The 16,109-nt window shown below is 51.4% G+C and carries 18 protein-coding genes and 1 pseudogene; 12 read left to right on the plus strand and 7 right to left on the minus strand.

Annotated elements, in window-relative coordinates; all coding sequences use genetic code 11:
- The 5 genes and pseudogenes from AACZ40_RS21780 to AACZ40_RS21800 form a co-directional block, all read right to left on the minus strand.
- A partial coding sequence (locus AACZ40_RS21780) for a nitrilase-related carbon-nitrogen hydrolase (protein WP_339675838.1) occupies positions 1-174 on the minus strand: 174 nt, incomplete at its 3' end.
- A gap of 41 nt (positions 175-215) precedes the next feature.
- Positions 216-392 (minus strand): hypothetical protein, encoded by a 177-nt coding sequence (locus tag AACZ40_RS21785; RefSeq protein ID WP_291176128.1) that lies wholly within the window; start codon positions 390-392, stop codon positions 216-218.
- 74 nt (positions 393-466) lie between these two features.
- A pseudogene (locus AACZ40_RS21790) lies at positions 467-1,276 on the minus strand (DUF3050 domain-containing protein).
- A 97-nt stretch (positions 1,277-1,373) separates the two neighbouring features.
- Positions 1,374-1,757 carry a VOC family protein gene (locus tag AACZ40_RS21795; RefSeq protein WP_291176134.1) on the minus strand — a complete coding sequence of 128 codons (384 nt, stop codon included), beginning with the start codon at positions 1,755-1,757 and terminating at the stop codon, positions 1,374-1,376.
- A gap of 45 nt (positions 1,758-1,802) precedes the next feature.
- Positions 1,803-2,357, minus strand: a complete 555-nt coding sequence (locus AACZ40_RS21800) for a DUF3239 domain-containing protein (protein WP_291176137.1) — start codon at positions 2,355-2,357, stop codon at positions 1,803-1,805.
- A gap of 475 nt (positions 2,358-2,832) precedes the next feature.
- Here AACZ40_RS21800 and gntH point away from each other — a divergent pair, with 475 nt between their 5' ends.
- Both gntH and AACZ40_RS21810 read left to right on the plus strand, forming a co-directional pair.
- Positions 2,833-4,281 (plus strand): guanitoxin biosynthesis MBL fold metallo-hydrolase GntH, encoded by a 1,449-nt coding sequence (gene gntH, locus AACZ40_RS21805; protein WP_291176140.1) that lies wholly within the window; start codon positions 2,833-2,835, stop codon positions 4,279-4,281.
- A 70-nt stretch (positions 4,282-4,351) separates the two neighbouring features.
- Positions 4,352-5,407 carry a GTP-binding protein gene (locus tag AACZ40_RS21810; protein ID WP_291176143.1) on the plus strand — a complete coding sequence of 352 codons (1,056 nt, stop codon included), beginning with the start codon at positions 4,352-4,354 and terminating at the stop codon, positions 5,405-5,407.
- Here the strand turns inward: AACZ40_RS21810 and AACZ40_RS21815 are convergent.
- Positions 5,404-6,645 carry a hypothetical protein gene (locus tag AACZ40_RS21815; protein ID WP_291176146.1) on the minus strand — a complete coding sequence of 414 codons (1,242 nt, stop codon included), beginning with the start codon at positions 6,643-6,645 and terminating at the stop codon, positions 5,404-5,406. The two genes, AACZ40_RS21810 and AACZ40_RS21815, sit on opposite strands and share 4 nt — an antisense overlap.
- 352 nt (positions 6,646-6,997) lie before the next feature.
- Between AACZ40_RS21815 and AACZ40_RS21820 the strand changes: the two genes are divergently transcribed.
- The 6 genes from AACZ40_RS21820 (at position 6,998) to AACZ40_RS21845 (ending at position 10,636) form a co-directional block, all read left to right on the plus strand.
- Positions 6,998-7,453 carry a protein tyrosine phosphatase family protein gene (locus tag AACZ40_RS21820; protein ID WP_291176149.1) on the plus strand — a complete coding sequence of 152 codons (456 nt, stop codon included), beginning with the start codon at positions 6,998-7,000 and terminating at the stop codon, positions 7,451-7,453.
- 44 nt (positions 7,454-7,497) lie between these two features.
- Complete coding sequence (locus AACZ40_RS21825) at positions 7,498-7,803, plus strand: Rho termination factor N-terminal domain-containing protein (RefSeq protein WP_291176152.1); 306 nt, start codon at positions 7,498-7,500, stop codon at positions 7,801-7,803.
- A 118-nt stretch (positions 7,804-7,921) separates the two neighbouring features.
- Complete coding sequence (locus AACZ40_RS21830) at positions 7,922-8,572, plus strand: methyltransferase domain-containing protein (RefSeq protein ID WP_291176154.1); 651 nt, start codon at positions 7,922-7,924, stop codon at positions 8,570-8,572.
- 184 nt (positions 8,573-8,756) lie between these two features.
- Positions 8,757-8,888, plus strand: coding sequence for a hypothetical protein (locus AACZ40_RS21835; protein WP_291176157.1), 132 nt, complete (start codon positions 8,757-8,759; stop codon positions 8,886-8,888).
- 554 nt (positions 8,889-9,442) lie between these two features.
- Entirely contained in the window at positions 9,443-9,889 is a 447-nt protein-coding gene (locus AACZ40_RS21840) for a hypothetical protein (RefSeq protein ID WP_291176160.1), read from the plus strand.
- 402 nt (positions 9,890-10,291) lie between these two features.
- Complete coding sequence (locus AACZ40_RS21845; RefSeq protein WP_291176163.1) at positions 10,292-10,636, plus strand: hypothetical protein; 345 nt, start codon at positions 10,292-10,294, stop codon at positions 10,634-10,636.
- Between the two features lie 10 nt (positions 10,637-10,646).
- On the opposite strand, the gene AACZ40_RS21850 is transcribed toward AACZ40_RS21845, so the two are convergent.
- Positions 10,647-11,204 (minus strand): hypothetical protein, encoded by a 558-nt coding sequence (locus AACZ40_RS21850; RefSeq protein WP_291176165.1) that lies wholly within the window; start codon positions 11,202-11,204, stop codon positions 10,647-10,649.
- A gap of 571 nt (positions 11,205-11,775) precedes the next feature.
- Between AACZ40_RS21850 and AACZ40_RS21855 the strand changes: the two genes are divergently transcribed.
- The 4 genes from AACZ40_RS21855 to AACZ40_RS21870 form a co-directional block, all read left to right on the plus strand.
- Positions 11,776-12,519, plus strand: a complete 744-nt coding sequence (locus tag AACZ40_RS21855) for a type 1 glutamine amidotransferase (RefSeq protein ID WP_291176168.1) — start codon at positions 11,776-11,778, stop codon at positions 12,517-12,519.
- Between the two features lie 34 nt (positions 12,520-12,553).
- A complete protein-coding gene (locus tag AACZ40_RS21860; RefSeq protein ID WP_291176171.1) occupies positions 12,554-13,903 on the plus strand; it encodes a glycosyltransferase family 4 protein in 1,350 nt (449 codons plus the stop codon).
- A 128-nt stretch (positions 13,904-14,031) separates the two neighbouring features.
- Positions 14,032-15,240, plus strand: a complete 1,209-nt coding sequence (locus AACZ40_RS21865; RefSeq protein ID WP_291176174.1) for a 2,3-bisphosphoglycerate-independent phosphoglycerate mutase — start codon at positions 14,032-14,034, stop codon at positions 15,238-15,240.
- Between the two features lie 245 nt (positions 15,241-15,485).
- Positions 15,486-16,109, plus strand: a 624-nt coding sequence (locus AACZ40_RS21870) for a MotA/TolQ/ExbB proton channel family protein (RefSeq protein ID WP_339675836.1), incomplete at its 3' end; no start/stop codon positions are given.

Genomic DNA, 16,109 nt, shown 5'->3' on the forward strand with positions numbered 1-16,109 from the left:
CCGTTCAGCAATCGCGCGAGCACCTTGGATATCCGTTTCGGGAAACACGATGATCTGTGCCCCGTTCCGCGCGGCTTCACGAATCAGCGAACAGGCTTTTTCGACCGTCGCGTCTTTATTCAGAAATACAGGAGCGACGTGGGCGAGCGCTGCTTTGAATGCTGGATAAGTCATTGTTGAATACCGAATGAAAGAGAAGTGAATAAGACTCTTGTTTACGCTGACTTGTTTTCCAGGTCTGAGACCCGCTGTTCCAATTTCAGTTCCGCCAGTTTTTCTTCTAATCGGTTGATTTTTTTCAAAGCATTACCGCCGTAAATGAACCCACACACTGCAAATATGAAGGTCACAAAGGCAGCGGAATTTCCGAATTCAAATAAACCCAAGTCCATAACAATACTTCCTGTTGTTCAAAGTTGAATATAAAAAGAATCAGGTCTCTTTGTTTCTTATGCGAAAAGTCCTTTCACACCTTCGCCTGAATACTCTCCAGAACACCATCCCACAAACGTAGTCTGGCTTCGACTGCGGCCTGCGCTGCGGAGATGGCTTCCTGGATTTTCACCGGGTCATTGTCACACAGTCCATTGAGCAGTCGCAGTGAAAGCGGGGCGTGGAAGTCGCCGTCCAGTTCGACGTGTCGATTCAGATAGAAGTGAAACACAGGTGCCTGCTGCGCGGTGACGCCCGTCTGTTTCAGAATGGAGCGGAACATGCCGGGAATGATATGTTCGCGACCCAGTGCGAAGGCGGCAGCGATTTTATGTGGCGCCCCGTCCGCGATGAACGCAAATGTCTGGGTCGTGAATTGACGCGATGGCTCGGGCAGTCTGGGAAACTACAGTGCCGCTTCGATTCCCCGTTGATCGACGATTTTGATGAATTCCTGCAGGGTCTGCGTGCTGGCGCCGACTTCGGTCATCGCGGTCTGGTAGAGTTCGAAGTGACTGGAAAATTCGCCGTCGGAAGTTTCGTCGCATTCTTCTTCCAGCACGATCTCATTAATAAACCGCCGCACGCTGGCATCACCGCGAGGCAGCCACGGTGCACCCGTGGGTGCGATTACACCTTGCAGGTGCTTGACCAGCGACATGAAATCCCAGACCGAGTAGACATGGTGTTCCATAAACCGCTGCAGATCTTCCAGCGTGGCAATCGCTTCGTAGATCGGGTGTTCTTCCAGCTGGCTGGTGAAGGAGTCAATTATTTCGGACGTGATTTGTTGAGTCATGGACTTCCATTCCCTGGTTTGCAGAATCATCGTGAAGAGAAACATGAAGCCGCGCAGGAACCATGTTTCTTTTCAATACACGGCGATTATAGTTCTTACCGTCATTTCTGGCAGGGGTGGGGAATCATTTTTCGGGAATCACTTACAGATCCCCATACTTCGTCGCCAGCACAATCGTATAGCCGTCCGGATCGCGGATCCAGAGTTCTCGATGTTGCGCATTGGGATTGACCAGCGGACCCTCGAGTATTTCCGCTTTCAGATCTGTAGCCCGCCGGACAGCGTCTTCAAAATCATCAATTTCAAACCAGAGCAGGGCCCCGTTCCCCTTCAGTGCATCAGGGTCACCCAGAAACGGATGTTCGTGTGTGTCCCATAAATGCAGTTGCAGGATGAGTGTCCCCTCGCCATTCATCAACTGTTCGTATTCGGCTCCGCCATGCCCGCTTTTGACATTCAGCAAACGTTGATACCAGCTGCTGCTGGCTTCCACATCATTCACAACAATCATTGGCTGAGCACGCATCAATCGTCCCCTTTCGGATTGGGTTCCCCAATCGTTTTGTTGAGATCAGACCGGATAGATTCCCGGTTTCATTGGTTGTTTCATCTTTTTTACTGCCCGCATTAAATCATCCCACTCTTCTTCATCGATGGCATTGATCGCGCGTTTGATCGTTTTGCGGTTACCGGTCGCACAGTTGACGACGATCGGGTTGATATCAGTCCAGCGTTTTTTGTCAATGAGGTTCGTATTGTGGAACGTAGTGACTGTCGCGAGTTTAGAACCTTTTTTGAAAGGTGCTCCGGTCGCGCTTTTAATGGGACGTTTCGCAATTTTCAGCATCAGGTAAGGTCTGCCCCCCTGGGCGTTCATATCAGCCAGAACAGCAATCAGGTTTTTGTCCGGATTCACAACAACGGCCGGCATCAACGCACCACTGGCAAAGTGACTCTTCCAGGTATAGGTATTCATAAATCCGGCCGCCAGGGCGACCCCAGCTATAATTCCCCCGAGCGCAGTGGAAACCGTCAGCAGAGCGATCCCCACAATCACGCCGACAGCATAAAACAGAACTTCACCAGGATAGCATTTCAGTAATACTCTAAAGTCAATTTTAATCATCCCGCATTCCAGTACTCAGTAGTGACAGATATTAATGAAAACTCACATTGTTTAATTTTTTGAGAATAGAAAAACGTTGTTTACACAGGCAAATATACTTATGTTCCAAAGGGGCTTCAAACCAGGACTGCCGAATTCAAACAGATCGGCAACAAATCAGTGGCTGGCTTTACTTTAAAATCAATCAGGAGAGAAATAGAGATCTTACGTATTTGTTGAATCTCAGATCTGTGTGATATCTCAAAATCGCAAAGAAACTCTTGGCGTCACATTCAGAGAGCCGATACAATTGTTACGTGTTCTTTCACATTAATCGATCTATCCCCCCCGCTTGCGTTTCGCATTCATTTTCACCTGTCTTTGTTGATTCCCGTTTCATCAATCAGGAAAAACCTGTTATTCCGGGATGTTCAATACGTAACACAAACAGAGATCAAACTAACCGAGATCAAACCAACCGACTGAGGAGAGAGCCTTGACGCAAGACGATAAGAATCAGGACAAACCAGCAGGAAACGAACAGGGCCGCCGCAATTTTCTCAAAGGAAGTGCCGCTGCCGTGGGAGCGGGGCTGGCGGCGTCTGTTCCCGGCATGGCCTCGGCGGCGGACGGTGATTGTGAAATGAAGAACCCGTACGGCGCGCGTCCGGGCGGCGGGATCAGTCTGCCCGACTATTACAAGCCCTGGCCTGCCATCAAAAATCGCAACGTGTATATGCCGGGCACAGAAATCCTGCCGAAAAACGAAATGCGGATTTCCTTTCTAGGCAGTACTCCCTGGCCTCCCACGCGTCTGCAGTCGGGAACTTCGATTCTGGTGGAACTGGGCAATGGTGAATCGCAACCCCGCCGGTTCTTCTTCGACCTGGGCAACGGCAGTATCTCGAATGCCATCGCCATGCAGGTCCCCGCGCCGCTGATCAATGACATCTTCATCAGCCATCTGCACTCCGATCACTTTGCCGATCTGCCTTACTTTTATCCCTTCCGCGCTTTCTCTGGCGGTTATACGCCGCTGCGAGTCTATGGTCCTTCAGGCCGAACTCCTGAACTGGGCATCAAGCACATGGTCAAGCATATGCGTGAAATGAATCGCTGGCATGAAGAGAACTTCAATGCGTGTCCCATTGGGGATGGTATGGAGATCGAAGTCACCGAGTTCGACTGGAAAGAAGAGAACGGCCTCTGCTACGACAAAGACGGCGTGAAGGTACGTCACTGGCCGCGCTCGCATGTGAAAGACGGCGCCTCCGCCTATCGACTCGACTGGGAAGACGCCGGGCTCTCCTTTGTCTGGACCGGGGATGGACGCCCAGATGAGCTCTCGGCCAAGTACGGGAAAGGCGTAGACGTCTTCGTCTCTGAAGGCACCATTGATGTCCCGCAGCTCTCCTCGATGAAACTGGGCGCGCCCGCGGAACTCTGGGAATATACGATCGACATTTTTCATACCATGTATTACGCCGCCGGCTATCTGTTCAAGCAGACGCAGCCTCGCATGGCGGCCATCTGTCATTATGAATATGCGGGTCCCGCCCTCGAAGCAGAATCGACGGCGGAAGTCCGCTCCAACTGGGATGGACTGTTCATGTTCGGCGGACCCGATGTGCAGGTCATCAACGTGACCAAAGATGCGATCTGGTCCCGCGAAGCACTGCTGCCCGATGGCGCTGCCCCTGCCTCGATGGATCCGCGCTGGCTGCTGAAGCCAGGCGAAAAACTGCCAGCGGAAATCACATTGCCTACCCCGCGACTGCCTCGTGAAAAACAGCAGGAGCAGTTTCTGCGGGATCTGGAAATTGATCCCAAACTCTATTATCCCCCCGATGCGTATCGCAAACCGGTTCAGAAATGGCCAGGCATCACACTCAATCCACGCGAGATGCTCGAAGCACGTGGCATCAAAGTCGACAATGACAAGTAATAATGTAAGGTCGTATCACAGACACGTTCTGATTTTTGAATGACGTGTTTCATTCTCGGAGAGCAGTTGAATGACTGAAGACGAACGTCCGATACTCGCGCCGGCCCCGCGGCTGGAGTCGATTGAAATTGAAGGCCGCGATCCCGTACCGGTCACGCTGCTGACCGGATTTCTGGGTGCGGGTAAAACAACACTCCTGAATCGCATTCTCAACGGTGATCACGGTCTGCGGGTAGGGGTGCTGGTCAATGACTTCGGCGCGATCAACATCGATGCAGAGCTGGTGGAAGGGGTGGAAGAGAATACGATCAATCTCACCAACGGCTGTATCTGTTGTGAAATTCGCGATGACCTGGTTAATTCGCTGGAACAGTTGCTGACCCGCGAGGATGTGATCGACTACGTGATTCTGGAGGCGAGCGGCGTCGCCGACCCTGAAGGTGTGGTGATGACATTCCTGAATGCCCGCTATGAAAAGCTGTTGCGGCTGGACAGCATTACCTGCGTCGTTGATGCCGAAGCGATTTTTACACACGCCGACAATGAAGAACTGACCGCGCTCAAACTGCGGCAGATCGGCTTTGCGGACATGGTGCTGCTGAATAAAGTCGATCTGGTGGGACCCACGCATCTGGAAGTGATCCACGAATGGATTGGTCAGCATCTGCAGCGAATTCGAATCGTCAATGCAGAGCGCTGCGAAGTTCCGCTGGAAGTGCTGCTGGCTGTGGGGCGGTTTGATCCGGCTCATCTGGAGTCACAGAAGCAGAAATCGATGCGCGAAACTGCTCCGCAGAAACATGCCGCCGCCAGTCAGGTGTTTGAAACGTGGAGCTACGAATCAGATCAGCCCTTCTCCAGCGGACATCTGCAGGAGATGGTGCGCCGCAAACTGCCCGCCTCCCTCTATCGCTGTAAAGGTATCGTCTACTGCAGCGAGGTCCCGGAGAAACGATATGCACTGCAGGCCGTCGGTCGTCGAACGGAACTGACGCCGCTCGACGACTGGGGCACGCGACCGCCGCGCACCCGCATCGTTGCCATCGGTTCTGGTTTCGACAGTCGAGAACTTACGCAGCTGTTTGATGAATGTCTGGAAATCGCGGCTTCCGATCATTCAGCTTAATTAAACCAGAACGCCATCGTGAAAAAATTACGACGGCCAAAAGTATTATTAATGCGGCCCCACATTTCCGGTGTTGCAAAATCGGTGATCGTTCCTTTTTCCAGATAAGGTGCTGCCGCGGTTCCCTGGAACCAGAGAAACGGATCGATCTCACGAGGCTCGGTAAAGACACGCCGCAGATTCACTCCCTGGGTTCCCGGTGTGCCGCGCCAGAAGGGAATCAGCTTTTTCCCCTGCAGTACCAGCCCGGTTTCATCCAGCACCGCCAGCCAGGTATCCACCATCTCCTGCGTTACTTCAATTTCCAGTACGCCGGTCTGCTGCGGGTTGGGAATCCATTCATTTTCGTTATCGGTTTCCGCAAGATAATGTTTCCACATGGATTTCGCATGTTGCTGCATATCTTCCAGATGCGACAGGGCCACTTTCATCCGGTCCGGTTCCTTCAGTTCAAATCGCCAGAGGTGGATGAACGCCAGTATGTCGGAGATCAAGGGACGGTCAAATCGACGGAGGTCGTTCAGGTTTCGACTCCCCTCCATCAGAAACAGGTAAGGCGTCTCCACCTTTTCAAAAAACAGATGTGCCGTGCAGTTGAACATCTCCTGCCCGTCAACCGCCAGCAGAACTTCCCCCCAGGCGCACAGAAAATTACAGTAACCTGCCAGCCAGTCTGCATCACCGCGATCAAAACGGATCAGAAACTTTTCGGCAGCCTGTTGCTGCGCGGGAGATCCCATCTGTCCCAGCAGGAATTCGGCACTGACTGGCTTGCCCGTGCCAAACAGATCGACTTTAATCAAGCCCACATGCAGAGGCAGTTTCACATCGGAATCTTTCACCGCAGACAGGGTTTTCTCTGCTTCATTTAAATCATTGACCCACGTCTGAATTATCTGACGCACATCTGCATAGGAAACAGTTTCAGGGTCGGGATTTTGCGTGAGAATATTACTCAAGGGGCCGGGTAGATTTCCAAAAGCACCGCGCACCCGCAGACCGTTATCATACAGGCTTGAACCCAGATGTTCGAACGACTGAAAGAATTGAATGACCCCCAGCCCGAAGCGTGCCTCATCATTTTCCGGCGACTTCTTTAACTCTGACCGGATCGCTTCGGCCCCCTCAGTCAACTTCCCCTGGGTGAGGTATTCTTCCGCCAGAGGTGCGGCGCCGGCGTGTTGCATCGCCTGCAGGAATATCCCGGAAATCATTACCAGTAAAATCTTGTACCGCATGAGAGGACTCTCCGTAAAAACAGAACGACAATTTTAAAGTCATTTTATAGACTTGCAGATCGCAGTCACAAAATGACATACCTTTAGTGAAGGCGTATTAGAATCGATTATATCACAAAAAACTCAAAATTTTTTTTTGAGAGGCAGCCTGACAACCAGTCTGGTGGTTGATCGATCACTTCTCACAGATATGATGAATAAGATACTGAAATAGCAAGTTGTGTACACAGCTTCTGAGAAAATATGCCAGCAGAGCCATTACTGGCATGAATTTTGCGTTTTCTCAGTTGATGCAGAATATAAGGAATCAACCATTCTCTAAGACATCGTTCTCTAAGAAAGGGAGATTAACATGCAAGGCACAACGAAAATCAATGAGGAAATCACCGTCGGTCCCCAGCCTGACAGACAGGAGATTTATGAGTTTGGTAAGGAAGGTTTTAAGACGATCGTCAACTTCCGTGCACCACACGAGCAGGATCAGCCAATTTCTCCCCTGGCGGAAGATGAAATCGTCCACGAAGCGGGGATGGAATACCTGCATATTCCGATGTCGATGAATTCTCTGAATGACGCCCAGATTGATCAGTTTCGCGAAAAATATGATTCGCTTCCCAAACCCATTTTTGCGCACTGTAAAAGCGGCAAGCGCGCCGGTGCAGCAGCGATGATGAACCTGGCAGTCGAACAGGGAAAATCAGGAGAACAGACTCTTCAGAAAGCAAAAGAAATGGGGTTTCAATGTCACAAACCCGAACTGGTTGAGTTCGTGAAAAGCTATGTCGATTCCCATAATGGATCAGCTTAACCAGTTTCGCTAGAATAGAGTTAACTCTTAACGGGAGTGGACCAATGCCGGCAACATGGACGGACAAGGAAGAAAGACAGTATCAACATATTAAAGAGAGCGAACTTGAACGTGGCAGGTCGGAAGAGGAAGCCGAAGAAATCGCAGCCAGAACCGTTAATAAACAAAGACGACAGTCCGGCAAAACTCCCAATAAAACTACGCAGGGCACAGGCAATCCCAATACCAGCCTGGAAAACCGCACGGTTGACGAGTTACAGAACCGGGCAGCAGAGATGAACATCAAAGGCCGCAGTAAAATGAAGAAAGACGAATTGATCAAAGCGATACGCGATCAGCAATCGAAGTGAAATGAACAGGTCAGCCGGAAAAACGATCATCGTGACTGAAAGAAGAGCACTGCTTCCATCGCAATTGAGCTCCTGTTTCAATCTTGAATAATATGAAAATCTCGCCAGGTTACAGATTATGAACAGCACTCAACTTTCAGCACAAGATTCAAGATCACGCTCCACAGTGATTCCCTGTTTTCTCCGGGGGTTCTTTGAGAACCCGTTACAGGTTGCCTCATTTGTACCAAGCTCAGGTTACCTGCAGCGAAAACTGAGTTCCCTGGCCTGCCTGCAGACCGCGCGCTCTGTGGTGGAACTCGGCCCGGGGACAGGGGAAACCACCAGGGCTCTGCTGAAAGCGATTCCTGCGGAAGCCCAACTGTTAGGCGTGGAAGTGGTTTCCGGGTTTGTGAAACATCTGCGTGAGTTCGCTGATCCCCGACTGACCGTCGTAGAAGACTCGGCACTGCATCTGAAACAGATTCTGAGCCAGCAAAACATGCCTGCCCCCGAGGTGATCGTCTCCGGCGTCCCTTTTTCGGTGATGACACCCACAGAAGGCCGCCAGCTGATTCAGACGATTCACGAAGTACTGGCTCCCGGCGGTGCCTTTGTGACTTACCAGTTTCGCAACAATGTCTGTGAATTAGCCTCAGACTGTTTCGGCGCCCCCCAGAGCCGCGCCTTCGTCTTATGGAATCTGCCTCCCCTGGATGTCTACCTCTGGGAAAAAACTGCGGAGACGAAGGAACAGAAAAAAATACCCGCCTCGCCGCTCAAGGTATGATCGACTGGAAATCGATTGAATACGATTAACCAATGATCAGAAGATTTCGGAGATTCAGTCGACTTGTACGCGAACATCTTGATTCAAAAAAGTGTCAAATCGGGATAGACTCTATATTCAATCTTCAGGTTACAGTAGATTTAAGTAAGCTGGTAATTGATAAATCTGAGATAAGAAAGTGCCCATGTCATCATATCCACAGTTTGACTCAGTCTGGGTATTTCATGGAGAAGCGGCGCAGTTTGCCAGTGGCGTCTTTTCGGGAAAAGCTCAAGCGGAAGACTGGATAGCCCGGCATCAGTTAACAGGGTTTTAACGTGTTATCCCGTGGGGACCGGCGTTTATGACTGGGTCATCGAAGGGCAGTATTTCAAACCTCAAAGAGAATATCAGTATTGCCCCCGGTTTATCGGACGCTTCACCAGCGCGAGCCAGGAGCACGAGCATTACGAAAACGGCGTGGGCGAAAGTGATTCTGATAATGATCCAATTGAATCCGGGAACGACATTTCTGATCAATGACGAACTGATTGAAAGTTTCCCCTGGTATGATTTTGTAAATGTGTCTTGCTTTGCGATTGACTGGCACGACGGTCGTTCTCCCACAGTAAAAATGACTGTTTCCAGTACATCACAGCCCGAACACACTGCTGTATTCCAACTGGAAAAGGTAACAGAATGTATTCTTCCTGAAATGGGATTGCGTCTCTTGCAGTTTTCGCATTTGATTCTGGAAAATGTTCGCTCACAACAATGGGAGGATGTCTGGTATCGAATATACGATCTGAACTTTGGGGAGCCGTCATTTCGTTTTAAGTCAGGGCATGTTCAAATTCAGGGATCACAACACACATCGAAATCGGAGTGTGAATGGCTCTGAGAAAGCTGGTTCTGATTAATGACTCTCTTGAAAAGCTGGTTTGGGGCTCAGGGGGACCTGTAACTGCGCTGCTGGAGCAGGGTAAGCTTCCTGATGGATGGGCGGAAAGTTATTGTGATCTTGTGAAAGTGGCCGAAGATTATCTTTTCACCAGTCGACGCTGGTCTCAACGCCTGTTTCGATCTCTGCATTTTGCTTCCTGCTATCTGCCACTCCGTTATGAAGTCTGGATCGCTGCTGGAAATCGTCCCTCACTGCAAACTCGGCAGGAATTGGGAGAGATCGGTCAGATGCAGAAATATTGTTCTGGAACACGCTGCTTAAGCACCATTGTTTTATACAGTTCGAATACTTCACGGGGAACCAGAGAGCATTGTTTGCTCTGTCATTTGGCGATCGTTGTCCGTTGGAGTTCTCCGGTGATCCTCAGGCATTAAAAGACTGGAATGCTGATTTGAAAAAATGTTTAACAGCTTTGGAATGCGAATATTGTACAGCTGATAACTGGCCGGCCTGGATTCTGATTGCCGTCCATTTTATCTCATTCTACGTTGAACTCAGTTTGCAAAGGCAGATTAGCCAGAGACTAAATAGACAATCTGAACTGCAATCATCGTCCGAAATCAACCAACTCTGTTCGCGTCTGTCAGAGCAGGTTCCCCACCGGTCGCTCGTACTGCTAATCCGGCTTTGGCTGGAATCAACGCATTGCAGCAGGGACTCATCCGGATTACCTTTGATCAAATCGCTGTCACAGCAGGTGGCTACCACTATTTCGCCACGCACCCATTGTGAAGTCCTGCTATTTCAGAGTAATCATTCCGAATGTTGAGCTTCCGATGAAAAATACCAACCCTGATACCTGGCAGATCCCCCCAGACTGGCATCAGGACTTTGAACCAGAGGTCTCGCTGGAATTGCAGACATTAAGGGAATTTGCACAGGCGGCTCTCAAAATCAGTTCAGACATGTCGGCTCATCTGAGCCCATTTGAACCGGGGTACCTGAAAGTCGATCTGTTTCATAAACAGGCTCGTCTGGCGGAAGTCTATGCGAAGGTAGAGGAATCAGGTTTCGTGTTTTCTCTTTACATATCCATCGAGGATGAGAGTGAAGAGGAATACCATTTTCGCACGGTTGCAGAAGGAGTCAGCATTCTCAAGAATGTGTTGTCCTCCTCCTGATCGCTTGCAGTTATTTTTTCTGCGCGGCGATATATGCTTTGGCCTGGTCGATATAGCCGGGAGTTCTCAGGCCGACCTGCTGGGCCTCTTTCAGAGCGGCATCCATATCGAGATCGTCGTCCAACACGCGATGCACGAGCCAGATGGCTCCGACGCGATTGGCCGACGCACTATGCAATATCAGCGGGTGCCGGGCCTGATCGTTCAGCACAGCACGGCATTGATCAAACACAGCCGGCGTGAGGGTGTCAGGTGCCAGAAACGGAATCGACACGTAATGGAGTTCCAGCATCCGCACATACCCGCCTTCATCCCAGTCGAGTTCTTTCTCTGTACGCAGATTGACGACTGTTTTGATGCCTTCTTTCTGGATCAGGGGAAAATCAGTTTTTGCGGGTTGACCGGCCAGATAGATTTGACCCCTGCGATGCAGAGGCGTGATCTGGCCGAGTGTGACTGATTTTAATTCCAGCGGGCTCGGGTCTGCTTCCGGTTTTGCTGACGCCGGCAGTGTGAGAGCAATCAGACTGAAACACAACAGGGTTCTGAATAACGTGAAGTTTGGCATGACTTGTTCCTTCCGAAAAGAAGTGTTCGTCGAGACCCGTTACCCGTTATTATACCCTGTTGAGCCAAAGGATGTATCAAAAAAAACGCCAGTCAAGACGAGTTGACTGGCGTGAATAATCATGCATTGAAGAGGTTAAAAAAAGGAAAACTGATAATCCTCTCAGGAGATAATGCATGAGATAAAAACAAGTTTTGTTGATTGATCTATTATCTTTTGATGAGTCAAAATTGTCAAGGCAAATATAAATACTAAATGAAATCCTGGCGAAAAATCTGATTAATAACCGGATGTCTGCCCAGTTCGGGCTGGGACTCTGACAGACTGTCATATCTGATGAATTCGATCCGCCTGGATATCATTTCCGATTCAGAAAATGTAATATGAGAAAAGCATGATATGAGGGTGCCTCTTGAGACTGATTCCCTGAAACCAGCCGGGCTGTTGAGGTTTTCAGGACATCTTCGACCATCACCGGTCTACAATGTAGACATCAGCGGGAAATCGTCTCTGAATGGCGGCATGTGCACCGAAATCAGACTGGAATGAAAACGGGATTGAATAGACTTTGATGTTAGAACCCCTTCGATATCTATTATTACAGGTGCGCAACGCCGACGACCCCATGCTGAAACAGGAAGTATCCTGTTTTGCGGAGATTCTGGAAGTCGATGAAAGTCAGGTGGCTGTCTTCGACCTCTTGGGGGGCTCACTGCAGGAAAATGACCTGCTGGAAACCGATATTGTGCTGGTGGGGGGCAGCGGGCATTACTCTGCCGCCGGTGAAGGGGACTGGCTGGATGTCGCCCTGGACAGTCTGCGACTGGTACATGACTCCCGCAAACCGACGTTTGCCTCCTGCTGGGGCTTTCAGGCGATGGCCCGGGCCATGGGAGGCCGGGTAGTTCATGATCTCGAAAAAGCAGAACTCGGCGTGCATCATGTTAAATTGACATCAGCCGGCACAGCCGACCCGGTGTTTGGCCCCTCGGGACCCATCCTGCAGGGATTGATGGGGCATGAGGATACCGTGGTTGAACTCCCGGCGGGAGCCGAACTGCTGGCCTCGACAGAGCGTGTGCAGAACCAGGCATACCGATTTGTGGATCGCCCCATTTACTGCACGCAGTTTCATCCGGAACTGAATCGCGACTCGTTTCTCGGACGCTTAAAGAGCTATCCTGAGTATGTCGAAAAAATCGCGGGTCTGTCGCTGGATGAGTTTCGCCATTCTATTCATGATACACCGGAAGCCGCCGCTCTGTTAAAACGATTTGTGCAACAGATTGCACCACTCCATCTGGATCAAACCTGAAGCGATCTCCCGCTCACCGCCAGGCAGAGAGTTTATGTCAGAACCATCACCCCGAAAATTACATGTGGCCATCATCACCTCGGGAGGCGCCGGGATGTTCTGTGGTGCCTGTATGCACGACAACACCTGGACCCGCGCCATGATGCTGCAGGGCGCGGAAGCCACGCTCATCCCCACGTACACCCCCATCCGGGTGGATGAAGAAAATATGACAGGCTCCCCCGTCTTCCTGGGGGGCATCAATGTCTACCTGAATTATCGTTCCCATCTCTGGCGGACGCTGCCTCGTTTCATGAAGCACTGGCTCAATACGCCCTGGATTATCAATCTGGCCACGAAGTTTGGCGTCAGTAACGATGCCCACGAACTGGGCGCGCTGACTGTCACACTGCTGGAAGGGGATCAGGGAGCAGAAGGCCGGGAAATCGAAGAGCTGGCGCAGTTCCTGGGATCACAGCTCAAGCCCGATGTGATCTGCCTCAGTAATGCCTTACTCTCAGGTACCATCAAAAAAATCAAGGAGCATTACCAGGGCCCGCTGTTCTGCATCCTGCAGGGGGACGATGTCTTTCTGGAAGAACTGGGAGAACCTTACCGCAGTCGTTCGCTGGAGCTGATTCGCAGTAACGTCCAGCAGGTGGATGGCGTGCTGGTCCACAGCGACTATTATCGCGCTTTCATGGCGGACTATCTGGATGTCCCTGTCGAACACTTCCATAAAGTGCTGCTGGGTATCAATCTGGAAGGCCATGATGGCACTCCCGCTGATGGGTCGGATGAACCCTTTACCATTGGCTTCTTCGCCCGGATCTGTAAAGAAAAAGGGCTCCACAATGTCGTGAAGGCGTTTGAGATTTTTCACCAGGCCCATCCCGACAGCCGCCTGGCTGTAGGCGGTTTTCTGGGAAAAGAAAGTGAAGCGTACTTTCACGAAACCACAAAACATCTGCCGGCCCTGAATGAGTCCTATAAATACTGGGGCAGCCCTGCCACACGCGAAGAAAAAATCGCCTTTTACAAGAGCCTGTCGGTACTCTCTGTCCCGACCGACTATCACGAACCCAAAGGTCTGTTTGTGCTGGAAGCACTGGCGAACGGCGTACCCGTTGTTCAGCCGGCCCATGGTGCTTTTCCGGAACTGATCGAGCAGACCGCCGGAGGACTGCTGGTTCCCCCCGGTGATCCGCAGGCACTCGCAGATGCCTGGGAACGACTTTACCAGGATAAGGAGTATCGGCTCCAACTGGCCCGGCAGGGCTATGAACGTGTTCGTCAGTTCTATAGTGCCGAATTGATGGCGACGGAAAGTCTGAGCTTCTTCCAGAAGTGGGTCGATGCCGCTGTTTTAAAGCAGAACACACCTCAATTGATGCCCGATCCCTGAATGTCACGGCGTTCTGCTTAACAACCGGCGCGGATTTTTGTATTGTATACCTTCCCGCTGACAGAACTGGTTCCCATTTGTGAACCGCTGAATTTATAAACGTTCAATCATAAGGTATTGAGATTTCGATGGCAGACCTGCACGCGTTAATGAAAAAACTGCAAAAGAAGAATGATTCCAAAATTGTCCTGCTCGTCTCCGACGGACTGGGTGGCCTGCCGCTGGAGCCAGGTGGAAAAACCGAACTGGAAACCGCGAACACTCCCAACCTGGATGCACTGGCCAGAAAGGGAACACTGGGGCGCAGCATCCCTGTGATTCCCGGCATCACTCCCGGCAGTGGGCCCGGTCACCTGGGACTGTTTGGTTATGATCCCCTCGAATTCAATATCGGCCGCGGTGTGCTCGAAGCACTGGGCATCGATTTCGAACTGGGCCCCGATGACGTCGCCATTCGCGGCAACTTCTGTACGCTCGATGATGACGGCAAGATCACCGACCGCCGTGCCGGCCGCATTCCCAGTGAAGTTGGCGCCGCGCTCTGCAAGAAGCTCGACAAAATCGAAATTCCCGGCGTCGAAGTTTTCGTACGACACGTCAAAGAATATCGCCTGGTGATCGTCCTGCGAGCCAAGGGGCTGGGTGGTGATATCAATGATACGGATCCTCAGAAAACCGGCGTGCCTCCCCTGGAACCGGTCGGTCAGAACGAAGCGTCTGCGAAAACCGCCGTCTACTGCAAAGAGTTCCTCAAGCAGGCTGCCGAGATTCTCAAAGACGATCGTCCCGCGAATCTGCTGACCATGCGGGGCATCGCCAAGATGCCGGAGATCCCGACATTCGAAGAAGTGTATGGCACCCGCGCTGCAGCGATCGCCGTCTATCCGATGTACCGCGGCCTGGCGCGACTGGTCAGCATGGACGTGCAGGACGCCGGTCAGACTTTGGAATCCCAGATGGACTGCCTGGAAAAAATCTGGGATGACTATGATTTCTTCTTCGTGCATTACAAGTACACCGACTCCACAGGGGAAGACGGCAACTTCGATGCGAAAGTCGCCAAGACCGAAGAAGTCGATACCTGCATCCCCCGGATCACGGCCCTCAACCCGGATGTGCTCATCGTCACCGGTGATCACAGTACGCCTTCCAAAATGAAAGCACACAGCTGGCATCCCGTGCCCGTGCTGCTGTCTGCGGAAAACGCCCGCTTTGATGGTTGCCAGAGCTTCGGCGAATCGGAATGTATTCAGGGGGGACTGGGCCAGTTTGAAGCCAAATACCTGATGTGGCTGGCCATGGCGCATGCCGGACGACTGGAAAAATATGGAGCCTGATTTGAATCTGAATCAGCGTTAAACTGATGCGGGATGCAGTCTTCCACGGGAGGTCTGCATCCTTTTTCGTTATATTCGTTGTGACTGGAAAAACTGCAGCAGGGCCGCGAAATATCTTCAGGAATCTTCAAGCAATCAGGGGCAATATGATCGATTCTATAAAAGAAGCCGTTTCAGTCATGCGGAAGCAGATACGTCTCTGAAACAGCGGAAAGCAGAAACACTTACTCAAACGGGTGGAATAGATGTCGCAGTATTTAAGCCAGCTCTCCGGGCTCTCCACAATGGTCATTACCCTGGCCTGTGGCGCCCACCTGTTTTTTTTCCTGGTGCTGTGGGTCTGGTCCCGCCGCGACTTGCGGGGCATTGCTTCATCGCTGGATGACTTCACACGCGGACTCAAACACCGCAGCCTGCTCGATTCCACCGGTCATTTGTCCGACCAGATCGAAGCATTCCTGGCAGACGTGAATGAGACTCTCGATCCCAAAGCCAATCCCGCGGACCGTAAAGCGCTTTCCGAACGCGTACACATTCTGGATGAAAAACGCCGCTACCTGGACTCGCATTTTTTCGAGACCTGCTACAACATCTGTCGCACCATGATCGAAGCGTATCCCCTGGCGGGGGTCCTGGGCACCATTCTTGCGATGGGAGCCGCGTTGCAGGCCAATGCGGGTACGGAAACGACCAATGCCATCAGTTCCATCGTAAGCCATTTTGGCGATGCCATCTGGTCCACGTTTGCCGGCCTGGCTGCCGCCATCCTGCTGATGTTCGTGAACAGCGTGCTGGAGATGTCCTTTCTGGGCCTGGTCGAGAACCGCCAGCATGTCCGGGATACCGTCGTCCGTGCTAAACGGGAACTC

Origin of the sequence: uncultured Gimesia sp. (assembly GCF_963972345.1) — a bacterium.
GTDB lineage: Bacteria > Planctomycetota > Planctomycetia > Planctomycetales > Planctomycetaceae > Gimesia.

Excerpts from the sequence above, each read along its gene's own strand:
- AACZ40_RS21785 (WP_291176128.1), bottom strand. The coding sequence starts at position 392 with ATGGACTTGGGTTTATTTGAATTCGGAAATTCCGCTGCCTTTGTGACC.
- AACZ40_RS21795 (WP_291176134.1), bottom strand. The coding sequence starts at position 1,757 with ATGCGTGCTCAGCCAATGATTGTTGTGAATGATGTGGAAGCCAGCAGC.
- AACZ40_RS21800 (WP_291176137.1), bottom strand. The coding sequence starts at position 2,357 with ATGATTAAAATTGACTTTAGAGTATTACTGAAATGCTATCCTGGTGAA.
- AACZ40_RS21810 (WP_291176143.1), top strand. The coding sequence starts at position 4,352 with ATGACTGAAGACGAACGTCCGATACTCGCGCCGGCCCCGCGGCTGGAG.
- AACZ40_RS21815 (WP_291176146.1), bottom strand. The coding sequence starts at position 6,645 with ATGCGGTACAAGATTTTACTGGTAATGATTTCCGGGATATTCCTGCAG.
- AACZ40_RS21820 (WP_291176149.1), top strand. The coding sequence starts at position 6,998 with ATGCAAGGCACAACGAAAATCAATGAGGAAATCACCGTCGGTCCCCAG.
- AACZ40_RS21825 (WP_291176152.1), top strand. The coding sequence starts at position 7,498 with ATGCCGGCAACATGGACGGACAAGGAAGAAAGACAGTATCAACATATT.
- AACZ40_RS21830 (WP_291176154.1), top strand. The coding sequence starts at position 7,922 with ATGAACAGCACTCAACTTTCAGCACAAGATTCAAGATCACGCTCCACA.
- AACZ40_RS21835 (WP_291176157.1), top strand. The coding sequence starts at position 8,757 with ATGTCATCATATCCACAGTTTGACTCAGTCTGGGTATTTCATGGAGAA.
- AACZ40_RS21840 (WP_291176160.1), top strand. The coding sequence starts at position 9,443 with ATGGCTCTGAGAAAGCTGGTTCTGATTAATGACTCTCTTGAAAAGCTG.
- AACZ40_RS21845 (WP_291176163.1), top strand. The coding sequence starts at position 10,292 with ATGAAAAATACCAACCCTGATACCTGGCAGATCCCCCCAGACTGGCAT.
- AACZ40_RS21850 (WP_291176165.1), bottom strand. The coding sequence starts at position 11,204 with ATGCCAAACTTCACGTTATTCAGAACCCTGTTGTGTTTCAGTCTGATT.
- AACZ40_RS21855 (WP_291176168.1), top strand. The coding sequence starts at position 11,776 with ATGTTAGAACCCCTTCGATATCTATTATTACAGGTGCGCAACGCCGAC.
- AACZ40_RS21860 (WP_291176171.1), top strand. The coding sequence starts at position 12,554 with ATGTCAGAACCATCACCCCGAAAATTACATGTGGCCATCATCACCTCG.
- AACZ40_RS21865 (WP_291176174.1), top strand. The coding sequence starts at position 14,032 with ATGGCAGACCTGCACGCGTTAATGAAAAAACTGCAAAAGAAGAATGAT.